At 72.9% G+C, this 19,483-nt stretch carries 15 protein-coding genes; 2 read left to right on the top strand and 13 right to left on the bottom strand.

All coding sequences use genetic code 11. The features are described from left to right. Positions 1-148 precede the first annotated feature (148 nt). The 10 genes from ACH4ZA_RS07405 to ACH4ZA_RS07360 form a co-directional block, all read right to left on the bottom strand. Positions 149-736 (bottom strand): hypothetical protein, encoded by a 588-nt coding sequence (locus ACH4ZA_RS07405; protein WP_319276108.1) that lies wholly within the window; start codon positions 734-736, stop codon positions 149-151. Positions 737-812: 76 nt separating this feature from the next. After that, positions 813-3,428, bottom strand: a complete 2,616-nt coding sequence (locus tag ACH4ZA_RS07400) for a bifunctional FO biosynthesis protein CofGH (protein ID WP_319276107.1) — start codon at positions 3,426-3,428, stop codon at positions 813-815. A gap of 64 nt (positions 3,429-3,492) precedes the next feature. Beyond that, positions 3,493-4,362, bottom strand: a complete 870-nt coding sequence (locus ACH4ZA_RS07395) for an LLM class F420-dependent oxidoreductase (RefSeq protein ID WP_319276106.1) — start codon at positions 4,360-4,362, stop codon at positions 3,493-3,495. 198 nt (positions 4,363-4,560) lie between these two features. Then, positions 4,561-5,325: an ALF repeat-containing protein gene (locus tag ACH4ZA_RS07390; RefSeq protein ID WP_398428418.1), complete on the bottom strand. Its 765-nt coding sequence runs from the start codon at positions 5,323-5,325 to the stop codon at positions 4,561-4,563. Positions 5,326-5,539: 214 nt separating this feature from the next. Continuing rightward, entirely contained in the window at positions 5,540-7,015 is a 1,476-nt protein-coding gene (locus tag ACH4ZA_RS07385; RefSeq protein WP_398428416.1) for an aldehyde dehydrogenase family protein, read from the bottom strand. Next, positions 7,012-8,742: a D-aminoacylase gene (locus tag ACH4ZA_RS07380; protein ID WP_319276103.1), complete on the bottom strand. Its 1,731-nt coding sequence runs from the start codon at positions 8,740-8,742 to the stop codon at positions 7,012-7,014. Before ACH4ZA_RS07380 ends, ACH4ZA_RS07385 begins: the two co-directional genes overlap by 4 nt. Positions 8,743-8,906: 164 nt before the next feature. Further along, positions 8,907-10,025 carry an LLM class flavin-dependent oxidoreductase gene (locus ACH4ZA_RS07375; protein WP_398428414.1) on the bottom strand — a complete coding sequence of 373 codons (1,119 nt, stop codon included), beginning with the start codon at positions 10,023-10,025 and terminating at the stop codon, positions 8,907-8,909. Positions 10,026-10,138: 113 nt separating this feature from the next. Beyond that, complete coding sequence (locus ACH4ZA_RS07370; protein ID WP_398428413.1) at positions 10,139-10,909, bottom strand: SDR family NAD(P)-dependent oxidoreductase; 771 nt, start codon at positions 10,907-10,909, stop codon at positions 10,139-10,141. Positions 10,910-10,932: 23 nt separating this feature from the next. After that, positions 10,933-11,805: an LLM class F420-dependent oxidoreductase gene (locus ACH4ZA_RS07365; protein ID WP_398428565.1), complete on the bottom strand. Its 873-nt coding sequence runs from the start codon at positions 11,803-11,805 to the stop codon at positions 10,933-10,935. Between the two features lie 44 nt (positions 11,806-11,849). Continuing rightward, positions 11,850-13,106: an amidohydrolase family protein gene (locus tag ACH4ZA_RS07360; RefSeq protein WP_319276100.1), complete on the bottom strand. Its 1,257-nt coding sequence runs from the start codon at positions 13,104-13,106 to the stop codon at positions 11,850-11,852. A 210-nt stretch (positions 13,107-13,316) separates the two neighbouring features. Between ACH4ZA_RS07360 and ACH4ZA_RS07355 the strand changes: the two genes are divergently transcribed. Together ACH4ZA_RS07355 and ACH4ZA_RS07350 are read left to right on the top strand one after the other, a co-directional pair. Continuing rightward, positions 13,317-16,301, top strand: a complete 2,985-nt coding sequence (locus ACH4ZA_RS07355) for a BTAD domain-containing putative transcriptional regulator (protein WP_319276099.1) — start codon at positions 13,317-13,319, stop codon at positions 16,299-16,301. 512 nt (positions 16,302-16,813) lie between these two features. After that, positions 16,814-17,008 carry a hypothetical protein gene (locus ACH4ZA_RS07350; protein WP_319276098.1) on the top strand — a complete coding sequence of 65 codons (195 nt, stop codon included), beginning with the start codon at positions 16,814-16,816 and terminating at the stop codon, positions 17,006-17,008. Positions 17,009-17,104: 96 nt separating this feature from the next. Here the strand turns inward: ACH4ZA_RS07350 and ACH4ZA_RS07345 are convergent, their stop codons facing one another. The 3 genes from ACH4ZA_RS07345 to ACH4ZA_RS07335 are packed head-to-tail and all read right to left on the bottom strand — an operon-like array spanning position 17,105 to position 19,477. Next, positions 17,105-17,443 (bottom strand): XRE family transcriptional regulator, encoded by a 339-nt coding sequence (locus ACH4ZA_RS07345; protein ID WP_319276097.1) that lies wholly within the window; start codon positions 17,441-17,443, stop codon positions 17,105-17,107. Beyond that, on the bottom strand, positions 17,440-17,817 hold the full coding sequence (locus ACH4ZA_RS07340) for a type II toxin-antitoxin system RelE/ParE family toxin (RefSeq protein WP_319276096.1): 378 nt from the start codon (positions 17,815-17,817) through the stop codon (positions 17,440-17,442). Before ACH4ZA_RS07340 ends, ACH4ZA_RS07345 begins: the two co-directional genes overlap by 4 nt. Before the next feature lie 52 nt (positions 17,818-17,869). Continuing rightward, the gene (locus ACH4ZA_RS07335; RefSeq protein WP_398428564.1) at positions 17,870-19,477 is read right to left on the bottom strand and encodes a FadD3 family acyl-CoA ligase; all 1,608 of its coding nucleotides are present in this window, start codon (positions 19,475-19,477) and stop codon (positions 17,870-17,872) included. Positions 19,478-19,483 lie beyond the last annotated feature (6 nt).

Raw genomic sequence — 19,483 nt, 5'->3', positions numbered from 1 at the left:
GCCGCGCGGATTCCGGCCGGTGCGCCGGCCGACGGGTGAAGGGGTGGCGCAGACTCGGTGGGGTGGTGGACCGCCGGCGGTCGACCGCGCACGAGTGCGTCCGGGCGGGAGCGCCACCGCGGGCGGCCGGGGGCTCCGGGGACCCGTTCTACTCGACGACCCTGACCTTCGTCCCCGTCTCGCCGAACGCCCACAGCGCCGTCCCGTCCGCCTTGGCCATCCGGATGCCGCCGGTCTGCGCGCCGGCGGCGGCCGGGGGCGGGGAGGAGCCGTCGACGGCGTTGGAGAAGGCGATGTTGACGCCCGAGGCGACAGTGAAGTACATGACGTGCTCGATCTGCACGCCGTCGGATCCCTTGAGGGCGTCCTTGCGGAGCGACACCGTGTAGCTGCCGACGGCCGGATTCACCGTGCCGGGCCAGACCGTGAAGCTGCGCCGGGCGGTGTCGTCGGCGTCGACCAGCCAGACGCGGTGCTGCGCCAGGGAGTAGACGACCCTGCGGCCCGTGCCCGACTTCGCGGGCGCCCCGGCCGCCTGTGACGAGGCGGACGGCTTCGGCGAGGCCTGCGGTCTCGCGGTCGCGGACGCCGAGGCGTGCGGCTTCCTCGCCGCCGGCGCCTTCGGGTGCGGGCCGTTCTCGGCCTGCGCCGTCAGCACGACGACCGCGGCGATCGCACCGGCGGTCAGGCCGGTGACCCAGGCCCAGGAGGGAAGCCGTCGGGCAGGCACGGGCACGCATCTCCTCAGCTACGGGACCCCTCGGCCACGAGGGGTCCGATCATCGTACTGTGGGGATGCCCCAGGACTGTCCTCAGTCCAGCACCGGGAGCAGTTCCGGCAGATGCCCGTCCGACGCCGCCGCGGCCCGCTGCCGCTCCTCGGACACCTCGCCGTACAGCGTCGTGCGCGGCTTCGCCGGACGGCCCGCCGCCCCGGCGACGGCGATCAGGTCCTTGACGGCCTTGTACGAGCCGTAGGACGAGCCCGCCATCCGCGAGATCGTCTCCTCCATCAGCGTGCCGCCCAGGTCGTTCGCCCCCGAGCGCAGCATCTCGGCCGCGCCCTCCGTGCCCAGCTTCACCCAGCTGGTCTGGATGTTGGGGATGTGCGGGTGCAGAAGCAGCCGGGCCATCGCCGTGACCGCCCGGTTGTCCCGCATGGTCGGGCCGGGACGGGAGATGCCCGCCAGGTACACCGGCGCGTTGGTGTGGATGAACGGCAGTGTGACGAACTCCGTGAACCCGCCGGTCCGTTGCTGGATGCCGGCGAGGGTCCGCAGATGTCCCAGCCAGTGCCGGGGCTGGTCGACATGGCCGTACATCATCGTCGAGGACGACCGGATGCCGAGCTCGTGGGCCGTGGTGACGACGTCGATCCAGGTCGCCGCCGGCAGCTTGCCCTTGGTCAGGATCCAGCGGACCTCGTCGTCGAGGATCTCCGCCGCCGTGCCGGGGATCGAGTCGAGGCCCGCCTCCTTCGCCGCCGTCAGCCACTCGCGGACCGAAAGACCGGTGCGGGTCGCGCCGTTGACCACCTCCATCGGCGAGAAGGCGTGCACATGCATGCCGGGGACGCGGGACTTGACCGCCTTCGCGATGTCGAAGTACGCCGTGCCGGGCAGGTCCGGGTGGATGCCGCCCTGCATGCAGACCTCCACCGCGCCCAGCTCCCAGGCCTGCTGGGCGCGGTCCGCGACCTGGTCGAGGGAGAGCGTGTACGCGTCGGCGTCGGTGCGGCGCTGCGCGAACGCGCAGAAACGGCAGCCGGTGTAGCAGACGTTGGTGAAGTTGATGTTCCGCGTGACGATGTAGGTGACGTCGTCGCCGACCGCTGAGCGGCGGACGTCGTCCGCGATGCGGCAGACGGCGTCCAGGGCCGGGCCGTCCGCGTGCAGCAGGGCGAGCGCCTCGGCGTCGGTGAGCTTCTCCGGGTCGTCGGCGGCGGTGCGCAGGGCCTCGCGCACGTCGGTGTCGATGCGCTCGGGCGCCATGCCGGGGGCGGCGGCCTCGCGCAGCGCGCCCCAGTCGCCGTACACCTCGTCGAAGTCGTCGCGGCGGTCGGAGGTGCGGCCCTCGGTGTCGATCGAGGCGTGCAGGTCCGTACGCCCGGACGACACGAACACCTCCTCCGGCTCCTGCCACGGGTGTCCTTCGACGACGGCGTCCGGCAGGGCGAGCCCGGTCTCCGGGTCGGCCAGCGCGCGCACGTGCGGAAGCAGCCGCGGATCCAGCCAGGGCTCGCCGCGCCGCACGAACTCCGGGTAGGCACAGAGGCGTTCGCGCAGCGTGAAGCCGGCCGCCGCGGACTTCGCGGCCAGCTCCTCGATCTGCGGCCAGGGCCGCTCCGGGTTGACATGGTCGATGGTGAGCGGCGAGACCCCGCCCCAGTCGTCGATGCCCGCGCCGATCAGCCGCCCGTACTCGCTGTCGACGAGGTTGGGCGGGGCCTGGAGGCAGGCGGACGGGCCCATGATGTGCCGGGCCACGGCCACCGTGGCGACCAGCTCGTCGAGTTCGGCGTCCGGCATGCCGCGCATCGCGGTGTCCGGCTTGGCGCGGAAGTTCTGGATGATCAGTTCCTGGATGCCGTGGTAGGCGCGGGAGACCTTGCGCAGCGCGAACAGCGACTCGGCCCGCTCCTCGTACGTCTCCCCGATGCCGATCAGGATCCCGGACGTGAAGGGGACGGAGGAACGGCCCGCGTCCTCCAGCACGCGCAGCCGGACCGCCGGTTCCTTGTCCGGGGAGCCGTGGTGCGGCCCGCCGGGCTCGGACCACAGCCGGGTGGCGGTGGTCTCCAGCATCATGCCCATGGAGGGCGCGACGGGCTTGAGCCGCTGGAAGTCGGTCCAGGACATGACGCCCGGGTTGAGGTGCGGGAGCAGCCCGGTCTCCTCGAGGATGCGGATGGAGACGGCGCGCACGTAGGCGATGGTGTCGTCGTAGCCGTGCGCGTCGAGCCATTCCCGGGCCTCGGGCCACCGCTCCTCCGGCTTGTCGCCGAGGGTGATGAGGGCTTCCTTGCAGCCGAGGGCCGCGCCCTTGCGGGCGATGTCGAGCACCTCGTCCGGGGACATGAACATGCCGTGCCCGGCGCGGCGGAGCTTGCCCGGGACGGTGACGAACGTGCAGTAGTGGCACTTGTCCCGGCACAGCCGGGTCAGCGGGATGAAGACGCTCTTCGAGTACGTGATGACCCCGGGCCGGCCGGCCGCCTCCAGGCCGGCGTCCCGCACCCGGGCGGCCGACGCGGCGAGGTCCTCGAGGGCCTCGCCGCGCGCCTGGAGCAGGACGGCCGCCTCACCGACGTCGAGGGCGACACCGTCCCGGGCGCGTTTGAGGGCGCGACGCAGGGAGTTCTCGGTGGGGCCGGGGTGCGTGCCAGGAATCGGGCCGGGGCCGGTACCGGAGCTCTCGGGAGTCGTCATCCTTTGAGCATACGTTCGGGCTGATCAGAGCCGACGGGTCGCCCGGCCCGTCCCTCGCGCGAGGTCATTGCGCGGTGCCACTGGCGTCGGCGAGGTACGTGCTGTACCCGTCGAGGAGGCCGAGCACCTCCGCCTCGCCGGCGGGCGGGAGCTGGACGACGACCTCGTCGATGCCGAGCTCCGCGTAGTGGGCGAGCTTGCCCGGGGACGGGTGGACGGCGTACGGCACGACCTGGAGTGCGGACGGCTCGCGGCCGGCGTCGGCCCAGGCCGCCCGCAGGACGGGCAGCGACTCGGACAGGCCGCGGCCGCCGATCGGCAGCCAGCCGTCGGCGTACTCGCAGATGTGCGAGAACAGCTTCGGCCCGGCGGCCCCGCCGACGAGCGTGCGCGGTCCGGCGACCGGGCCGCGCGGCTTCTGCACGGGCTTGGGATACGCCGAGCTGGCCCGCACGCTCCCGTACTCGCCCTCGTACGCCGTCGGCTCGTCCGCCCACAGCGCCTGCATCAGCCGCATCCGGTCCCGGACCAGCTCGCGCCGCGTCCGCCACTGCACCCCGTGGTCGGCGGCCTCCTCGACGTTCCAGCCGTAGCCGAGGCCCAGGGTGAACCGGCCGCCGGAGAGGTGGTCGACGGTGGCGATCTGCTTGGCCAGGTCGATCGGATCGTGCTGGGCGACGAGCGTGATGCCGGTGCCCAGGCCCAGCCTCTCCGTCACCGCCGCCGCCTGCCCGAGCGCGACGAAGGGATCGAGGGTGCGGCCGTACTCGCGGGGCAGGTCGCCGCCGGCGGGGTAGGGGGTGGTGCGCTCGACGGGGATGTGCGTGTGCTCGGGCAGGTAGAGCCCGGCGAACCCGCGCTGCTCCAGTTCACGGGCGAGGCGGACGGGCGTGATCGTCTCGTCGGTGAGGAAGATCGTGACGGCGATGCGCATGGGCGGGCCTTTCGCTGCGTGCGGCTCGGTCGACGGCGTCGTCGCGGGGTGGTGACCCCGGGAGTGCGGGTGCGATCCCCATCTGTACCGGGCGACACGGCACCTGTCCATACCGACTGGTCGGCATTACCGCTGCGAGCCCACAGCGCCGTGCGCGCCCGAGGCCCAGGGAGCCTCGGGCGGGCGCGGGCTCGGACGTCAGCGCTTGGCCGTGGCCTCGTACTGGCCGACCTCCAGGAAGTAGCGCAGTTCCTCCGGCGTGCCGTTGATGGCCTTCTGGGCCGCGGCGCGCAGGGCCTTGCTGATCTTCGGGTCGGCCAGGATGCGCGCGACGGCGACCCGGTCGTCCTCCGCCCGCGCGAGACGGAACCCGGTCTCCAGGAACGTGCGCAGCGCTTCCGGGGTATTCGCGTCCAGCGCCTTGTTGGCCTCCCGGACCACCGCCTTGCCGGAGGTCTTGTCGCCGAGGATGCGCGCGATCGCGACCCGGTCGTCCTCCGCCCGCGCGAGACGGAACCCAGTCTCCAGGAACGTGCGCAGCGCCTCCGGGGTACCGGCGTCCAGCGCCTTGTTGGCCTCCCGGACCACCGCCTTGCCGGAGGTCTTGTCCCCCAGGATGCGGAAGACGGCGACCCGGTCGTCCTCGGCCTGCGCGAGACGGAACCCGGTCTTCAGGAACGCGCGCAGGGCGTCCGCCGTGCCGGCGTCCAGCGCCTTGTTGGCCTCGCGTACGACGGCCTTGCCGGAGGTCTTGTCCCCGAGGATGCGTGCGACCGCGACGCGGAGGTCGTCCAGCGACATCTCGTCCACGGGCGTGTCGGTCGCCGTCGCCGCGGTCGCCGTCGTCGCCGTCGCCGCGGTCGCGGTCGCCGCGCCGCCGGTGGCGAACGCCGGGGAGGCGAAGAGCAGGGCCGGGCCCAGGGCGGTGGCGGTGACGAGCAGGGCAACGCGATGCTGTCGCATGAGTGTGTTCCTCCGTGATGTGGCGGTCGCTGCGAGGATCTTCACCCCCGTGCGCCACCTGATGCACTGCCGGAAACCGGCAGTCCCCGTCGGCATTCGATGCCTTGTTCGTACATCATCGAACCCCACAGGGGGATTCTCAACTCCCTTTGCCTCCAGCTCGGTTACGCGCGCAGACAGGCCCCGGCCCGCACCTGTCCGGCGGGCCGGGGGCTCAGCCCGGCCAGACGATGGCCTGCACCTCGCTGTAGGCGTGCAGCGCGTACGAGCCGACGTCGCGGCCCACCCCGCTCTTCTTGAACCCGCCGAACGGGGCCTCCATGTTGCGGCCGACGGTGTTGACGCCGACGCCGCCCGCCCGCAGCCGGCGGGCCACGCGGAAGGCGCGGGCCACGTCCGCCGACCAGACGTAGTCGATGAGGCCGTAGTCGCTGTCGTTGGCGAGGGCGACGCCCTCCTCCTCGTCGTCGAACGGCACGACCGCCACGACGGGGCCGAAGATCTCCTCCCGCACCGCCCGCATGTCGTTGGTGCAGTCGGCGAGGACGGTCGGGGCGACGTAGAACCCGCGTTCCGAAGGCGGGCGTTCGCCGCCGGTGACGACCACCGCGCCCTCCTTGCGCGCCAGTTCGACGTACGACTCCACCCGGTCCCGGTGCGCCGCCGAGATCACCGGGCCGACCACCGTGTCCGGCTCCCTCGGATCGCCGACCTTCAACCGGCGTGCGTACATCGTGAGTTGCTCCACCAGCCGGTCGTACACCCCGCGCTGCGCCAGCACCCGTGTGGGGGCCGTGCAGATCTGGCCGCTGTAGAAGGAGAAGGTGGTGCCGATGCCGGCCACCGCCGACGCGAGGTCCGCGTCGTCGAGGACGACCGCGGCGCCCTTCCCGCCCAGTTCCATCAGCTGACGCCGCATGTCCCGGCCGCACGCCTCGGCGATGCGCTGTCCGACGGCCGTCGAGCCGGTGAAGCTCACCATGTCGACGTCCGGCGAGGACACCGCCGTCTCGCCGACCGCGACCGCGCGTCCGGACAGGACGTTGACGACGCCGCGCGGGACGCCCGCCTCCTGGAGCGCCTCCGCCATCCGGTAGACGGACAGGGGGTCCTGCGGGGCGGGTTTCACCACCACCGTGTTGCCCATGGCGAGAGCGGGCGCGACCTTGCCCGCGGGATTCGCCCACGGGTTGTTGTACGAGGTGACGCAGGCGACGACGCCGACCGGCTGGCGCACGGCCAGCGCGCCCATGACGCCCGCCTTCCCCATCGGCCCGGCCTCGTTGACCTGCGGTGCGATCGGCCACTCGGCGGGCTCCACGCGCGCGTACCGGCGGAAGCGGGCCGCGGCCACCCCGACCTGCATCGCGCGCGCGGTCGCGGTGGTGGCGCCGGTCTCCGCCTGCGCGAGTTCCGCGTACGGCACGAGCCGGCCCCGGATGAGGTCGGCCGCCCGGGCCAGCACGGCCGCCCGCTCCTCCGGCGGGGTGCGCGACCACGGGCCGAGGGCGTCGCGGGCCGCCGCGCAGGCCTCGCGCATCTGATCCGGCGAAGCCTCCGGCGCCCGGCCGACGGTCCTCTCGGTCGCCGGGTCGACGACGTCGTAGTGTCCGCCGTCGGGCTCCACCCAGTCCCCGCCGAGGAACAGCCGCTGCGCGTCACCGGCGACCGGCCGCTGAGCGTCGTTCACCTGGTGCTCACCGTCCTGGTGTCCCGCCCCGAGCGCAGCACCCGTCCCGGCACGGCGCCCGTCACCACGTCGTCGCGGATGGCGGCGACGCCGTTCACCCACACCGCGCGCACCCCGACGGCCTTGGAGTCCAGCCGCGGACCGTCACCCGGCAGGTCGTGCACCAGGGTGGCCTTGCCCGCGTCGATCCGCTCCGGGTCGAACAGGACGAGGTCGGCATGGAAGCCCTCCTGGATCCGGCCCCGCTCCCGCAGCCCGAACAGCCTCGCCGGGTCGTCCGTCAGCATCTTCACCGCCTGCTCCAGGCCGGCCAGCTTCCGGCCGCGCAGGCAGTCGCCGAGGAAGCGGGTGGTGTAGGGCGCGCCGCACATGCGGTCCAGGTGGGCGCCCGCGTCGGACCCGCCGAGCAGGACGTCCTCGTGGTTCCAGACCTCCGCCCGCAGGGCCCACGAGTCGGGGTCGTTGTCCGTGGGCATCGGCCACAGGACGGTGCGCAGTCCGTCGGCGGCGCAGATCTCGACCAGGCAGGCGAAGGGGTCCAGGCCGCGTTCGGCGGCGATGTCCCGTACCACCCGGCCGGTGAGGCCCGCGTTGGCCGCGCTGTAGGTGTCGCCGATGACGTACCGCCCGAAGTCGGTCAGCCGCCGGAAGACGCCCGCCTCCTTCGAGTCCGCCCGCCGCAGCATCTCCGCCCGGACGGCCGGGTCGCGCAGCCGCTCGATGCGCTGCGGGACCGGCAGGGCGAGGACCGGGCCCCACCCGGGGATCAGGTTCAGCGCGCAGAAGGTGCCCAGCGACATGTTCATCGGCGTGAGGATCGGCATGGTCAGCGCCACCACCCTGCCGCCGGCCTTGCGCGCGCGTTCGCTCGCCATGAGCTGCCGGGGCACCCGTTCCGGCACGGCCGCGTCGACGGTGAGGACGTTCCAGTTCAGGGGGCGTCCGGCGGCTGCGCTCATCTCCGCGAACAGATCGATCTCGGCGTCGCTGAACTGGTCGAGGCAGCCCGCCACGATCGCCTCGATCTGCGTGCCCTCGTGCTCGCCCACCGCCCGGGACATCGCCAGCAGCTCCGCGGGCCGGGCGTGCCGGGAGGCGACCGGCTGTCCGTCTCCGTCGGAGTGGGTCGAGGACTGCGTGGTGGAGAATCCCCAGGCGCCGGCGTCCATGGCGTCGTGCAGCAGCCGGACGATCTCCGCCAGCTGCGCCTCGTCGGGCTGCCCGCCCACCGCGTCCGGGCCCATCACGTACCGCCGCAGCGCGCAGTGCCCCACCATGAAGCCGGCGTTGACGGCGATCCGCCCCTCCAGGGCGTCCAGGTACTCCCCGAAGCCGTTCCAGTTCCAGGGCGCGCCCTCCTCGAGGGCGACCAGCGACATGCCCTCCACCTTGGACATCATGCGGCGGGTGTAGTCGGCGTCCTCGGGGCGGTCCGGGTGCAGCGGCGCGAGGGTGAAGCCGCAGTTCCCGGCCGCGACCGTGGTCACCCCGTGGTTCAGGGACGGGGTGGCGTACGGATCCCAGAACAGCTGGGCGTCGTAGTGGGTGTGCGGATCGACGAAGCCGGGCGCGAGGACGAGGCCGGCGGCGTCCTCGGACGTCCGGGCCTCCTCGGTGACCGTGCCGACGACGGCGATCCGCCCGTCCCGGATGCCGACGTCGGCCGTGAAGGCGGGCACACCGGTCCCGTCGACGACGGTCGCCCCCTTGATGACGTGATCGAGCATGAGAGCTCCTCCTCAACTCCGTTGCCGGCAGCACCGCTCAGGGGGCGCGGGACTGTATCGATGTGCGGCTCCGCCCCGGGCGCGACCGGCCACGACGGGCTCGCGGCCGCCGAACGGCCCGCACGCCTGCGGCGCGTGCACGCCCCGCCGGTCCGCGACAGCGGCTACGCGCCCTGCCGGAACCGCGTGGTGCGGTGGACGGGGTCCGTGTCGATCTTCGGGATGACGTGCTCCCCGATCAGCCGGATCGTCTGCAGCGTCTCCTCCTTCGGCACCCCCACCGGGAGCCCGAACGACAGCTGGTCCGCGCCCGCCTGTTCCCACCGCTTGCACTGCCGCGTCACCTCGTCGGGGTCGCCGCAGATCAGCAGCTCCTCCTCGATGAGCAGTTCGACGAACTCGGCGTTGTACTCGGGCAGGGTCTCCGGCCAGACCGGGAAGCCCTCGGGGCGCGGGAAGGTGTCGTGGTAGCGGAACACCAGCGAGGGCAGGTAGTGCAGTTCGCCCTCGACGGCGATGCGGATCGCTTCGTCGTGCGTGGGCGCGCAGATCGCGGTCGTCGTCACCATCACGTTGTCGTTGACGAAGTCCCCGATCGGCTCGGCGTTCACGACGGCCGTCTTGTACTGCTCCAGCACCCACTCCATGTCGGAGACCTTCTGGATGCTGAAGCCCAGCACGCCGAGGCCCTTGCGGGCGGCCATCGCGTACGAGGGCGGCGACCCGGCCGCGTACCACATCGCCGGGTGCGACCTCCCGTACGGCTTCGGCAGGATCTTGCGCGGCGGCAGTTGCCAGTGCTTGCCCTGGAAGCCGGCGTACTCGTCCTGGAGCCACATCTTGGGGAACTCGGCGATGGTCTCCTCCCATATCTCCTTCGTGTGGTTCATGTCGGTGATGCCGGGGAGGAAGCCGAGGATCTCGTGCGAGCCGGCGCCGCGCCCGCTGCCGAACTCGAAGCGGTTCCCGGTGAGGTGGTCGAGCATGGCGACCTTCTCGGCGACCTTCACCGGGTGGTTGACCTGCGCCAGCGGGTTGAAGATGCCCGAGCCGAGGTGGATGCGGTCGGTCGCGTGGGCGAGGTAGCCGAGGAAGACGTCGTTGGCGGAGAGGTGCGAGTACTCCTCCAGGAAGTGGTGCTCGGACGCCCAGGCGTACTTGAACCCGGACTTGTCCGCCTGGATGACGTACTCGGTCTCCTCCATCAGCGCCTTGTGCTCGGCGAGCGGATCGGTCTCGGCGCGCTTGCCCACGTATCCCTGTACAAAGAGCCCGAATTCCAAGGAGGTTCACCGTCCCCGGTTCTGATGTCCACGAATCTGATTCTGACGGACCGTCAGATCAGCTGGCCCGACTGTCGCACCACCCGCAAGGAGGGTCAATAGCTGACGTACAGTCAGATGATGGCGACGCCCGCGAGCCATCCCCCGTCGATCACGAACGGCTGCCCGGTGATGTAGGAGGAGTCCTCCGAGGTGAGGAACAGCGCCAGACGGGCCACCTCCTCCGGGCGGCCGATCCGGCCCAGGGGCACGAGCTTGCGGTACAGCCCGTCGACGGCCTTCGCGCTCTCCTCCCGGTCGGCGTCCGGGTCCAGCAGCGAGGGGTTGGACATCGCGGTGTCGACCGCGCCCGGACACACGGCGTTGACCCGGATGCCGCGCGGCGCGAGCTCCAGCGCGGCGACCCGGGTGAGCCCGAGGATCGCGTGCTTGGACGCGGCGTACGCGCCCACCGCCGCCATCCCGGTCACCGCGGTGTACGAGGCGGTGTTGACGATCGTGCCCCCGTCGGCCATCACCGGCGCGACCGTCTTGACGCCGAGGAAGCAACCGACCTGGTTGACCTTGACGACCTGCATGAACTCGTCGAGAGGCGTGTCGGTGAGCGCGTTGAAGCGCAGGATGCCCGCGTTGTTGACGAGGCCGTCGACGTGCCCGTACGCCTGCTGCGCGGCACGCACGGCCGACTGCCAGGACTCCTCGCTGGCGACGTCGAGCGGGACGTACAGCGCGCCGATCTCCTCGGCCAGCGCCCGGCCCTGCTCCTGGAGGACGTCGGCGACGACCACCCGCGCGCCCTCCTCCGCGAAGAGCCGCGCCTCCTGCTCGCCCTGGCCGCGTGCGGCTCCGGTGACGATGACGACACGACCGTCCAGCTTGCCCATGACTGTCCTCCCTGACGCGGGGTTCACAGGTGCGGGGCGACCTCGGCCCCGAACGCGTTGATCTGGTCGATGAGTTCGGAGCGGCTCCGGCAGCGGAACCGGACCTGGATCTGGCCGACGCCCATCGCCGGGTAGGCGCGCAGGGACGCGGCGAGGGCCTGCGGGGGCCCGCTGAGGGTGCGGCGGCCGACGTTCCAGGAGGGCGTGCCGACGTACAGGGGCTCCGTGATGGCGCCGACGGTGAACGGCTCCTCGGCGCCGGCCTCCGCGCGCAGCCGCCCGATCCGTTCGATCTGCGCGGGGAGCCGCTCCCTCGGATCGCCCTGCGGCAGCCAGCCGTCGCCCTTGAGCGCGGCCCGGCGCACGGCGGCCGGGGAGGAGCCGCCGACCCACACGGGGACGCGGGCCTGGGCCGGGCGGGGCCGCTGCCCGAGCCCCTCGAAGTCGTACGCCTTCCCGTGGTGGGAGGGGAACTCGTCCGGGCCGAGGGCGGCGCGCAGGGCGTCGATCGTCTCGTCCAGGACCGTGCCGCGCCGTTCGAAGTCGGCGCCCAGCGCCTCGAACTCCTCCCGCACGTGCCCCGCGCCGACCCCGAGGATCAGCCGGCCCCCGCTGAGATGGTCGAGGGTCGCGTACTGCTTGGCCGTGACGAGGGGGTGGCGCAGGCCGACGACGGCGACGTGGCTGAGCAGCCGGACGCGCGTCGTCACGGCCGCGAGGTGGGCGAGGGTCGCCACGGGGTCGTACCAGACCGTGCTCATGGCCTCGGCCAGCCGGCGCGGGATCGCCACGTGGTCGCAGGCGGCGAGGTAGGCGAAGCCGGCCCGGTCGGCGGCCCGGGCGATCTCGACGAGGTCGGCGGGTCCGGCGTCGGCCTCCCACGGTTCGGCGAACATCGTCGACTGGGACTGGACCGGCAGCTGGATGCCGTACGCGAGGCTCACCGGGGGCTCCACAGGCCGTCCTCGGTCAGTCCCAGCAGCCTGATCGCGTTGCCCCGCACGATCCGCTCCACCACGTCCGGGGCCAGATGCCCCATCTGCGCCTCGCCGACCTCACGCGACTTCGGCCAGGTGGAGTCGGAGTGCGGGTAGTCGGTCTCGTAGAGGACGTTTCCGGCACCGACGGAGTCGAGGTTGCGCAGACCGAAGGCGTCGTCGAAGAAGCAGCCGAAGACATGGTCGGCGAACAGCTCGGACGGCGGCCGGTGGACCTTGTCGGCGACCCCGCCCCAGCCGCGGTTCTCCTCCCACACCACGTCGGCGCGCTCCAGGATGTAGGGGATCCAGCCGATCTGGCCCTCCGCGTACATCACCTTCAGGTTCGGGAAGCGCTCGAACTTGCCGCTCATCAGCCAGTCGACCATCGAGAAGCAGCAGTTGGCGAAGGTGATGGTGGATCCGACGGCGGGCGGGGCGTCCTCCGAGGTGGACGGCATACGGCTGCTGGAGCCGATGTGCATGGCGACGACGGTGCCGGTCTCGTCGCAGGCGGCGAGGAAGGGGTCCCAGTAGTCGGTGTGCACGGAGGGCAGGCCGAGGTGCGGGGGTATCTCGGAGAAGGCGACCGCGCGCACCCCGCGGGCCGCGTTGCGCCGGACCTCCGCGGCCGCCAGCTCGGCGTCCCACAGCGGGACGAGGGTGAGCGGGATCAGCCGCCCCGCGGCCTGCGGACCGCACCACTCCTCCACCGTCCAGTCGTTGTAGGCGCGCACGCACAGCAGGCCCAGCTCACGGTCGGCGGCCTCGGTGAAGGTCTGTCCGCAAAAACGCGGGAACGTGGGGAAGCAGAGGGCGGACTGGACGTGGTTGACGTCCATGTCGGCGAGCCGGGAGGGGACGTCGTAGGAGCCCGGGCGCATCTGCTCGTAGGTGATGACCTCCAGCTTGATCTCGTCGCGGCTGAAGCCGACGGCGGTGTCGAGGCGGGTGAGCGGGCGGTGCAGGTCCTCGTAGACCCACCAGTCGCCGATCGGTCCGTCGTCGCCGGGCTCGCCCATGACGGGCTTGAAGCGGCCGCCGAGGAACGTCATCTCCTTCAGCGGGGCCCGGACGACGCGGGGTCCGGTGTCGAGGTACTTCTTCGGCAGGCGGTCCTGCCAGACGGTGCTCGGCTCCACGGTGTGGTCGTCGACGGAGATGATCGGCGGAAGCGGGACGGCGGCGGGCGGCGCGACGCCGGCGGGTGAGGTGTCCATGGAAGGCACGGTAGCGCCGATCTGACGGTGCGTCAGCTATCGTGCGGCCGCCGCTGCCGGCCGGCGGTGGCCGGATGTGTGCGCGCGGACTGTGTGGGCTCTGTGGACTCCCGTGCGCCTGTCTGTGATCGGCGTCTCGCGCGACTGACGGTTCCGGCATGGACAGGGCAAACTGGGCCTCGGTACTTCGAATGCCTAAGGGGAGCCCTGATGGACGACCGCGCAGAGCACGACGAGCCGCGTGTGCCGCAGCAGAGGCGCTCCGGCTCGGCCGGGGAGCCGGCCGCGCTGCGCTTCGATGTGCTCGGCCCGGTGCGCGCCCGGCGCGGGGAGGAGCAGCTGCCCACCGGCAGCCCCCAGCAACGCGCGCTGCTGGCCGCCCTGTTGCTGCGCGAGGGCCGTACCGCGACGGCCGGCGAGCTGATCGACGCGCTGTGGGGCGAGGACCCGCCCTCGCAGGCGCTGGCGGCGGTGCGGACGTACGCGTCCCGGCTGCGCAAGGCGCTGGACCCGGGCGTCCTGGTGACCGAGTCCGGCGGATACGCCGTGCGCGGGCTGGGCGAGGGCGCCCTGGACCTGGCGGCGGCGCAGGAGTTCGCCGCGGAGGCGGACAAGGCGCGGGCGGCCGGCGACCTGGGGCGGGCCCGGGAGACGCTGAACCGGGCGCTCGCCCTGTGGGACGGCGAGGCGCTGGCCGGCGTCCCCGGACCGTATGCGGAGGCGCAGCGCGTCCGTCTGGAGGAGTGGCGGCTGGGGCTGCTGGAATCCCGCCTGGACATGGACCTGGAGCAGGGCTGCCACGCGGACGCCGTGTCGGAGCTGACCGCGCTGACGGCGGCCTACCCGTTGCGCGAGCGGCTGCGCGAACTGCTCATGCTGGCGCTGTACCGCAGCGGTCGGCAGGCGGAGGCGCTGGCCGTGTACGCGGACACCCGGCGGCTGCTGGCCGAGGAGCTGGGCGTGGATCCCCGGGCGGGGCTGCGGGAGTTGCAGCGCCGCATCCTGCAGGCCGACCCGGAGCTGGCGGAGCCTTCCGCGCCCGCGGCGGAACCGGCCGTGGTACGGGTGCGTCCCGCACAGCTCCCGGCGACCGTGCCGGACTTCACCGGCCGGGCGGCCTTCGTGGCGGAGCTCAGCGAGGTGCTGGCGGCGGCCGGCGGCGGCGGCGCCGGCGGGGTGATGGCCGTGTCGGCGCTGGCGGGCATCGGGGGCGTCGGCAAGACGACCCTCGCGGTGCACGTGGCGCACCAGGCCCGCCCGGTCTTCCCCGACGGGCAGCTGTACGTCGACCTGCAGGGCGCCGGCGCACGGGCGGCCGAGCCGGAGACCGTCCTCGGCGCGTTCCTGCGCGCCCTCGGCGCCGCGGAGTCGGCGATACCGGACTCCCTGGAGGAACGGGCGGCGCTGTACCGCTCGCTGCTGGACGGACGCCGGATCCTGGTGCTGCTGGACAACGCGCGGGACGCCGCCCAGGTACGTCCGCTGCTGCCGGGCACGGAGGGCTGCGCGGCGCTGGTCACCTCACGGGTGCGGATGGTGGACCTGGCCGGGGCCCACCTGGTCGACCTGGACGTGATGTCCCCGGACGAGGCGCTGGCCCTGTTCACCCGGATCGTCGGCGAGGAACGGGTGGCATCGGAACGCGAGGCCGCCCTGGACGTGGTCGCGGCCTGCGGCTTCCTGCCGCTGGCGATCCGCATCGCCGCGTCCCGGCTGGCGTCCCGCCGCACCTGGACGGTCTCGGTGCTCGCCGCCAAGCTGGCCGACGAGCGGCGGCGGCTGGACGAGCTCCAGGCGGGCGACCTCGCCGTGAAGGCGACGTTCGAGCTGGGCTACGGGGCGCTGGACGCGGCCCAGGCCCGTGCGTTCCGCCTGCTGGGCCTCGCGGACGGCCCGGACGTCTCCCTGCGGGCGGCCGCGGCGGTCCTGGACCTGCCGCCGGAGGACACCGAGGACCTGCTGGAGTCCCTGGTGGACACCTCCCTGCTGGAATCGGCGGCGCCCGGCCGCTACCGGTACCACGATCTGGTCCGGCTGTACGCCCGGGCATGCGCGGAACGGGACGAACAGGCGGCCGGCGAGCGGGAGGTGGCGATGTCGCGGCTGCTGGACTTCTATCTGGCGACCGCGACGGGCGTCTACGCCATCGAGCGGCCCGGGGAGCGGGTACTGGACCATCTGAGCCGCGCCGACTACCCCGGACTGGCCTTCGCCGACCGGGGCCAGGCGCTGGACTGGCTGTTCACCGAGGCGAGCGGACTGCTCGCGGCGGTGCAGCAGACGGGGACAGCGGGCGCGCTGCGGAGGGCGGCCGATCTGCTCCTCGCGGCCGTCGACCTCGGCGAGTCGGGGATCAGCTCACGCCAGTACGTGCTGGCCGCCACCGCGGTGGTCGCGGCCGCCCAGCGGGCCCGGGACCCCTACGCGGAGGGCCGCGCACGACTGATGCACAGTCATATCCTCGGCGTGTCCGGCCAGTTCGCGGACTCGGACCGCGAGGCGGGCGCGGCGCTGACGCTGGGCCTCGCCGCCGGGGACCCCGTGGTCTGCGCCCAGGCTCCCAACCAGCAGGGCATCATCGCCCTCTACAACGGGCGGCACGACGAGGCCGAGCAGCACCTCACCAGGGCGCTGGCCGCCTTCCGCGCCGACCGGAACACCCCGGGCGAGGCGAGCGCCCTGTGCAACCTGTCCCGGGTCCACCTGGCGACCGGCCGCACGGAGAGCGCCGTGTCCCTGGCCCGGCAGGGCGTCACCATCTACGAGCGCGACGACACCGGCATGGCGCTGCGGCTGGCCAACGGGAAGTACGCGCTGGGGCTGGCCCTGACCAGCGCGGGCGAGATCACGCTGGCGCTGCGCACGCTCACCGACGCGCTCGGCATGTTCCAGGACGCCCGGCAGCAGCTGTGGCACGGCATGACCCTGTTCCGGCTCGCCGAGCTGCATCTCGCCGATCACGGCCCGGCCCGCGCCGCGGCCTGCGCCGAACAGGCCCTCGCCGTCCTGCACGGCATCGGCGGTGACTGGCGGCGCGCCAACGTGCTCACGGCCCTCGGCCGCGGCCTGCACGGCGTCGGCCAGCTCGACCGGGCGAGGGTGTGCTGGCAGGAGGCGCTGTCCGTGTTCGAGACGCTGGGGTCCCCGGAGGCGGCGGACGTGCGCGCGCTGCTGGCCTCGGCGCCGGTGGGATGAGCGGCGGGCGCGCCGGACCCCCGCACGGCCGGGCCGAACCGGGCCGGGACCGAACGGGCGGGCGGGCGGGACCGGGCGACCCGAAGGCGCGTCCGGCGGCCCGGCACGGCGCACGGCCGGCGACGCGGCACGGCGCACGAGCGGCGACCGGGCGGTGGTGCGCGAGCGGCGACCGGCGTGGAGCTCGGCCGACGGTCCCGAGGGGATCCGGCCGACGGTCCCGAGGGGGTCCGGCCGGTGGTCCCGAGGGGGTCCGGCCGGTGGTTCCGAAACGCGTTCATCGTTTGTTTATCGCCGTCCGGCACTGTCAGTTGGGCCGGACCGTCGCGTCGGGGGGCAGACGGCTCGGCACGACGGCCGTGCCAGTGGGCGGGGGTCCCGTGAATCAGGCCACGGGACACCCCCTAGGGTGAACGGCCTTGCGAGACCCGCCCGGCAATCCACGGGGGAACTGCCGGGTGGGTCCCGCCCCACTCCGTTCCATCCCGCTTCACGTTCCTAGGAGTCACCTCATGGCCGACAACACCGGCACCGTCAAGCCCGCCGACTTCCACGCGACGAGCGAGAAGGCCGAGGCCCCGGCGGTCGTCGCCGACTCGAAGCCGGCGCAGGCCGCGGGCGAGGAGATCACCACCCAGGACTTCCACGCCACGACCGAGCCGCTGAACAAGCCGGCCGACTTCCACGCGACCGACGAGACGGCCTGACACAGAGCCACATCGCACGGGGATCGGCCGCGGCGGCGCGGAGGGGAGCCGCCGCGGCCGAGGCGTGTCCGGAGCCGGCCGGCTGCCCGCGGCAGGTCACGCCACCGTGTAGTGCGTGTCCCCGAAGTCCGCGACGATCCTGAGTTCGCCGCCCAGGGCCCGCACATAGGAGCGCAGGGTGGCGACCTCCGTGCGATCGATCTCCCCGTGCTCGATCGCCGAGATCCGGGGGGCGGAGACCCCCATGGAGTCGGCGATGTCACGCTGGGTGAGATCCTGCTCCCGGCGGAGCTCCGCGAGCTTGTAGGCCCGGACCTCGGCGAGCAGGCGGTCTTTGGCCTCCTGTTTCTCCTCCGGTGTCATCACCGGGATTCCGGCGGCCCGCTGCTGCTCGTGGACCCGACGCTTGACTTCCTCCCAGCCGACGGTGCTCATTCGTACTCCCTCGTTTCCAGCTCGCTGATGTGGTCCTGGTAACGCTTCTCGGCGATCGGGATGTTGACCTCGTACCAGCTGGACCAGCCTCCGGCTTTGTCTCCCGCGAGCAGGAGAACGGCTCGGCGAACCGGGTCGAAGGCGAAGAGGATGCGGATCTCCGTGTGACCCGACGAACCGGGTCTCAGCTCCTTCATGTGATGCCACTCAGAGCCCTTGATCCGATCGACGAGAGGGCGGCCGAGAGCCGGACCTTCATCCGCCAGCGTGTCCACAGCGACTTCGATCTGCCTCGCACCGGCCGGGTCCGACTGCGCCAGCGCCTCGAACCAGGTCACCACTTCGGCGACCAGAACCACTTCCCATTGAGCCATGCCCCGGAAATTAATGCAAGCATTAAGTCTGCCGGGCGGGTTCTGTGCCCGTTCACTCCACCGGGGGACGTCGGCGCAGTCGCCGCAGTTCGCCCTTCAGGACCTTGCCGCTGGCGTTGCGCGGGAGCGTGCTCACGAACTCCACCGACCTCGGCACCTTGTAGTTCGCCATTTCCCGCCGGGACCAGGCGATCAGGTCGTCCGACGTGGACACCGCGCCCGGCCGCCGCACCACATAGGCCCTGCCCACCTCGCCCAGGCGGGAGTCGGGCACGCCGATCACGGCGACGTCGGCCACGTCCGGGTGCAGGCCGAGCAGCTGCTCGATCTCCGCCGGGTAGGCGTTGAAGCCGCCGACGATGAACATGTCCTTGATCCGGTCGGTGATGCGCAGGTTGCCCTCCGCGTCCAGGACGCCGACGTCTCCGGTGCGCAGCCAGCCGTCCGGGGTCAGCGCCTCCGCCGTCGCCGCCGGGTCCTCGTAGTAGCCGCGCATCACGTGGAAGCCCCGGACCAGCACCTCTCCGGGCTCCCCCGGCGCCGCGTCCACCCGTATCTCGGTGCCCGGGATCGCGCGGCCCGAGGTGGCGGCGACGACCGTCGGGTCGTCGCTGCGGCGGCACATCGTGACGACGCCGCTCGCCTCCGAGAGGCCGTACGCGGTGAGGACCGTCTCCACGCCCAGTTCGCCCCGCAGCCGTTCCACGAGCCGCAGCGGCACCACCGCCGCGCCCGTCACCACCAGCCGCAGCGCCGAGAGGTCGTGCTTGTCCCGGGACGCGTGGTCCAGGAGCGACTGGTGCAGGGTCGGCGGCCCGGGGAGCACCGACACCCGTTCCGCGGCCACGTTCGCCAGCACCGTGTCCACGTTGAACACCGGCTGCGGGATCATCGTCGCGCCCCGCATCAGGCAGGCGATCACGCCGGCCTTGTAGCCGAAGGTGTGGAAGAACGGGTTGACGACGAGGTAGCGGTCGCCGTGCCGTAGCCCGGCCAGGTCGGCCCAGATCCCGTACGCCCGCAAGGTCTGCGCGTGCGTGATCACCGCGCCCTTGGGGCGGCCCGTGGTGCCCGAGGTGAAGACGATGTCCGACGGATCCTCCCCGCGCACCGCGTCCGCCCGCTCCCGCACCCGCGCCCGCCCGACCGTCTCGCCGCTCGCCAGGAAGTCCTTCCAGGCCCGGAAGTCGGCCGGGGCGTCGTCGGAGAGGACGACGACCTGTTCCAGGGCCGGCAGTCCGGGCAGCGGGCCGGGCCCGGCGGGCTCTCCCTCGCCCGCCGCCCGCCGCAGCGACGCCACGTACGACGTGCCGAGGAAGGCGCCCGTCACGAACAGCAGCCGCGCGCCGCTCCTGCGCAGCACGTCCGCCGCCTCGGCGCCCTTGAAGCGGGTGTTGACCGGGACCAGCACGGCCCCCGCCGACACCGCGCCCAGCGCCGCGACGATCCAGTCGAGCGAGTTCGGCGCCCATACGCCGACCCGGTCGCCCGCCTCGACCCCGTTCGCCATGCAGGCCGCCGCCGCCCGCTCGATCCGTGCGCCGAGCTCCGCGTAGCCGATCCTGGTGCGGCCCTCCACCACCGCCTCGGCGTCGGCGTACCGCTCGGCCGCCGCGCGCACCAGGCCCGGGATGCTGCCCCACTCCACGTCCGCGCGCATCACGTC

The organism is Streptomyces sp. NPDC020597 (genome assembly GCF_044335095.1).
In the GTDB taxonomy this organism is placed as follows: domain Bacteria; phylum Actinomycetota; class Actinomycetes; order Streptomycetales; family Streptomycetaceae; genus Streptomyces.
This window is presented reverse-complemented; position numbering and strand designations above follow the sequence as displayed.

Bases quoted from the DNA above. Each gene is read 5' to 3' on its own strand.
- ACH4ZA_RS07400 (WP_319276107.1), bottom strand. From the start codon at position 3,428: ATGACGACTCCCGAGAGCTCCGGTACCGGCCCCGGCCCGATTCCTGGC.
- ACH4ZA_RS07395 (WP_319276106.1), bottom strand. From the start codon at position 4,362: ATGCGCATCGCCGTCACGATCTTCCTCACCGACGAGACGATCACGCCC.
- ACH4ZA_RS07390 (WP_398428418.1), bottom strand. From the start codon at position 5,325: ATGCGACAGCATCGCGTTGCCCTGCTCGTCACCGCCACCGCCCTGGGC.
- ACH4ZA_RS07380 (WP_319276103.1), bottom strand. From the start codon at position 8,742: ATGCTCGATCACGTCATCAAGGGGGCGACCGTCGTCGACGGGACCGGT.
- ACH4ZA_RS07370 (WP_398428413.1), bottom strand. From the start codon at position 10,909: ATGGGCAAGCTGGACGGTCGTGTCGTCATCGTCACCGGAGCCGCACGC.
- ACH4ZA_RS07365 (WP_398428565.1), bottom strand. From the start codon at position 11,805: ATGTTCGCCGAACCGTGGGAGGCCGACGCCGGACCCGCCGACCTCGTC.
- ACH4ZA_RS07360 (WP_319276100.1), bottom strand. From the start codon at position 13,106: ATGGACACCTCACCCGCCGGCGTCGCGCCGCCCGCCGCCGTCCCGCTT.
- ACH4ZA_RS07355 (WP_319276099.1), top strand. From the start codon at position 13,317: ATGGACGACCGCGCAGAGCACGACGAGCCGCGTGTGCCGCAGCAGAGG.
- ACH4ZA_RS07350 (WP_319276098.1), top strand. From the start codon at position 16,814: ATGGCCGACAACACCGGCACCGTCAAGCCCGCCGACTTCCACGCGACG.
- ACH4ZA_RS07345 (WP_319276097.1), bottom strand. From the start codon at position 17,443: ATGAGCACCGTCGGCTGGGAGGAAGTCAAGCGTCGGGTCCACGAGCAG.
- ACH4ZA_RS07340 (WP_319276096.1), bottom strand. From the start codon at position 17,817: ATGGCTCAATGGGAAGTGGTTCTGGTCGCCGAAGTGGTGACCTGGTTC.
- ACH4ZA_RS07335 (WP_398428564.1), bottom strand. From the start codon at position 19,477: ATGCGCGCGGACGTGGAGTGGGGCAGCATCCCGGGCCTGGTGCGCGCG.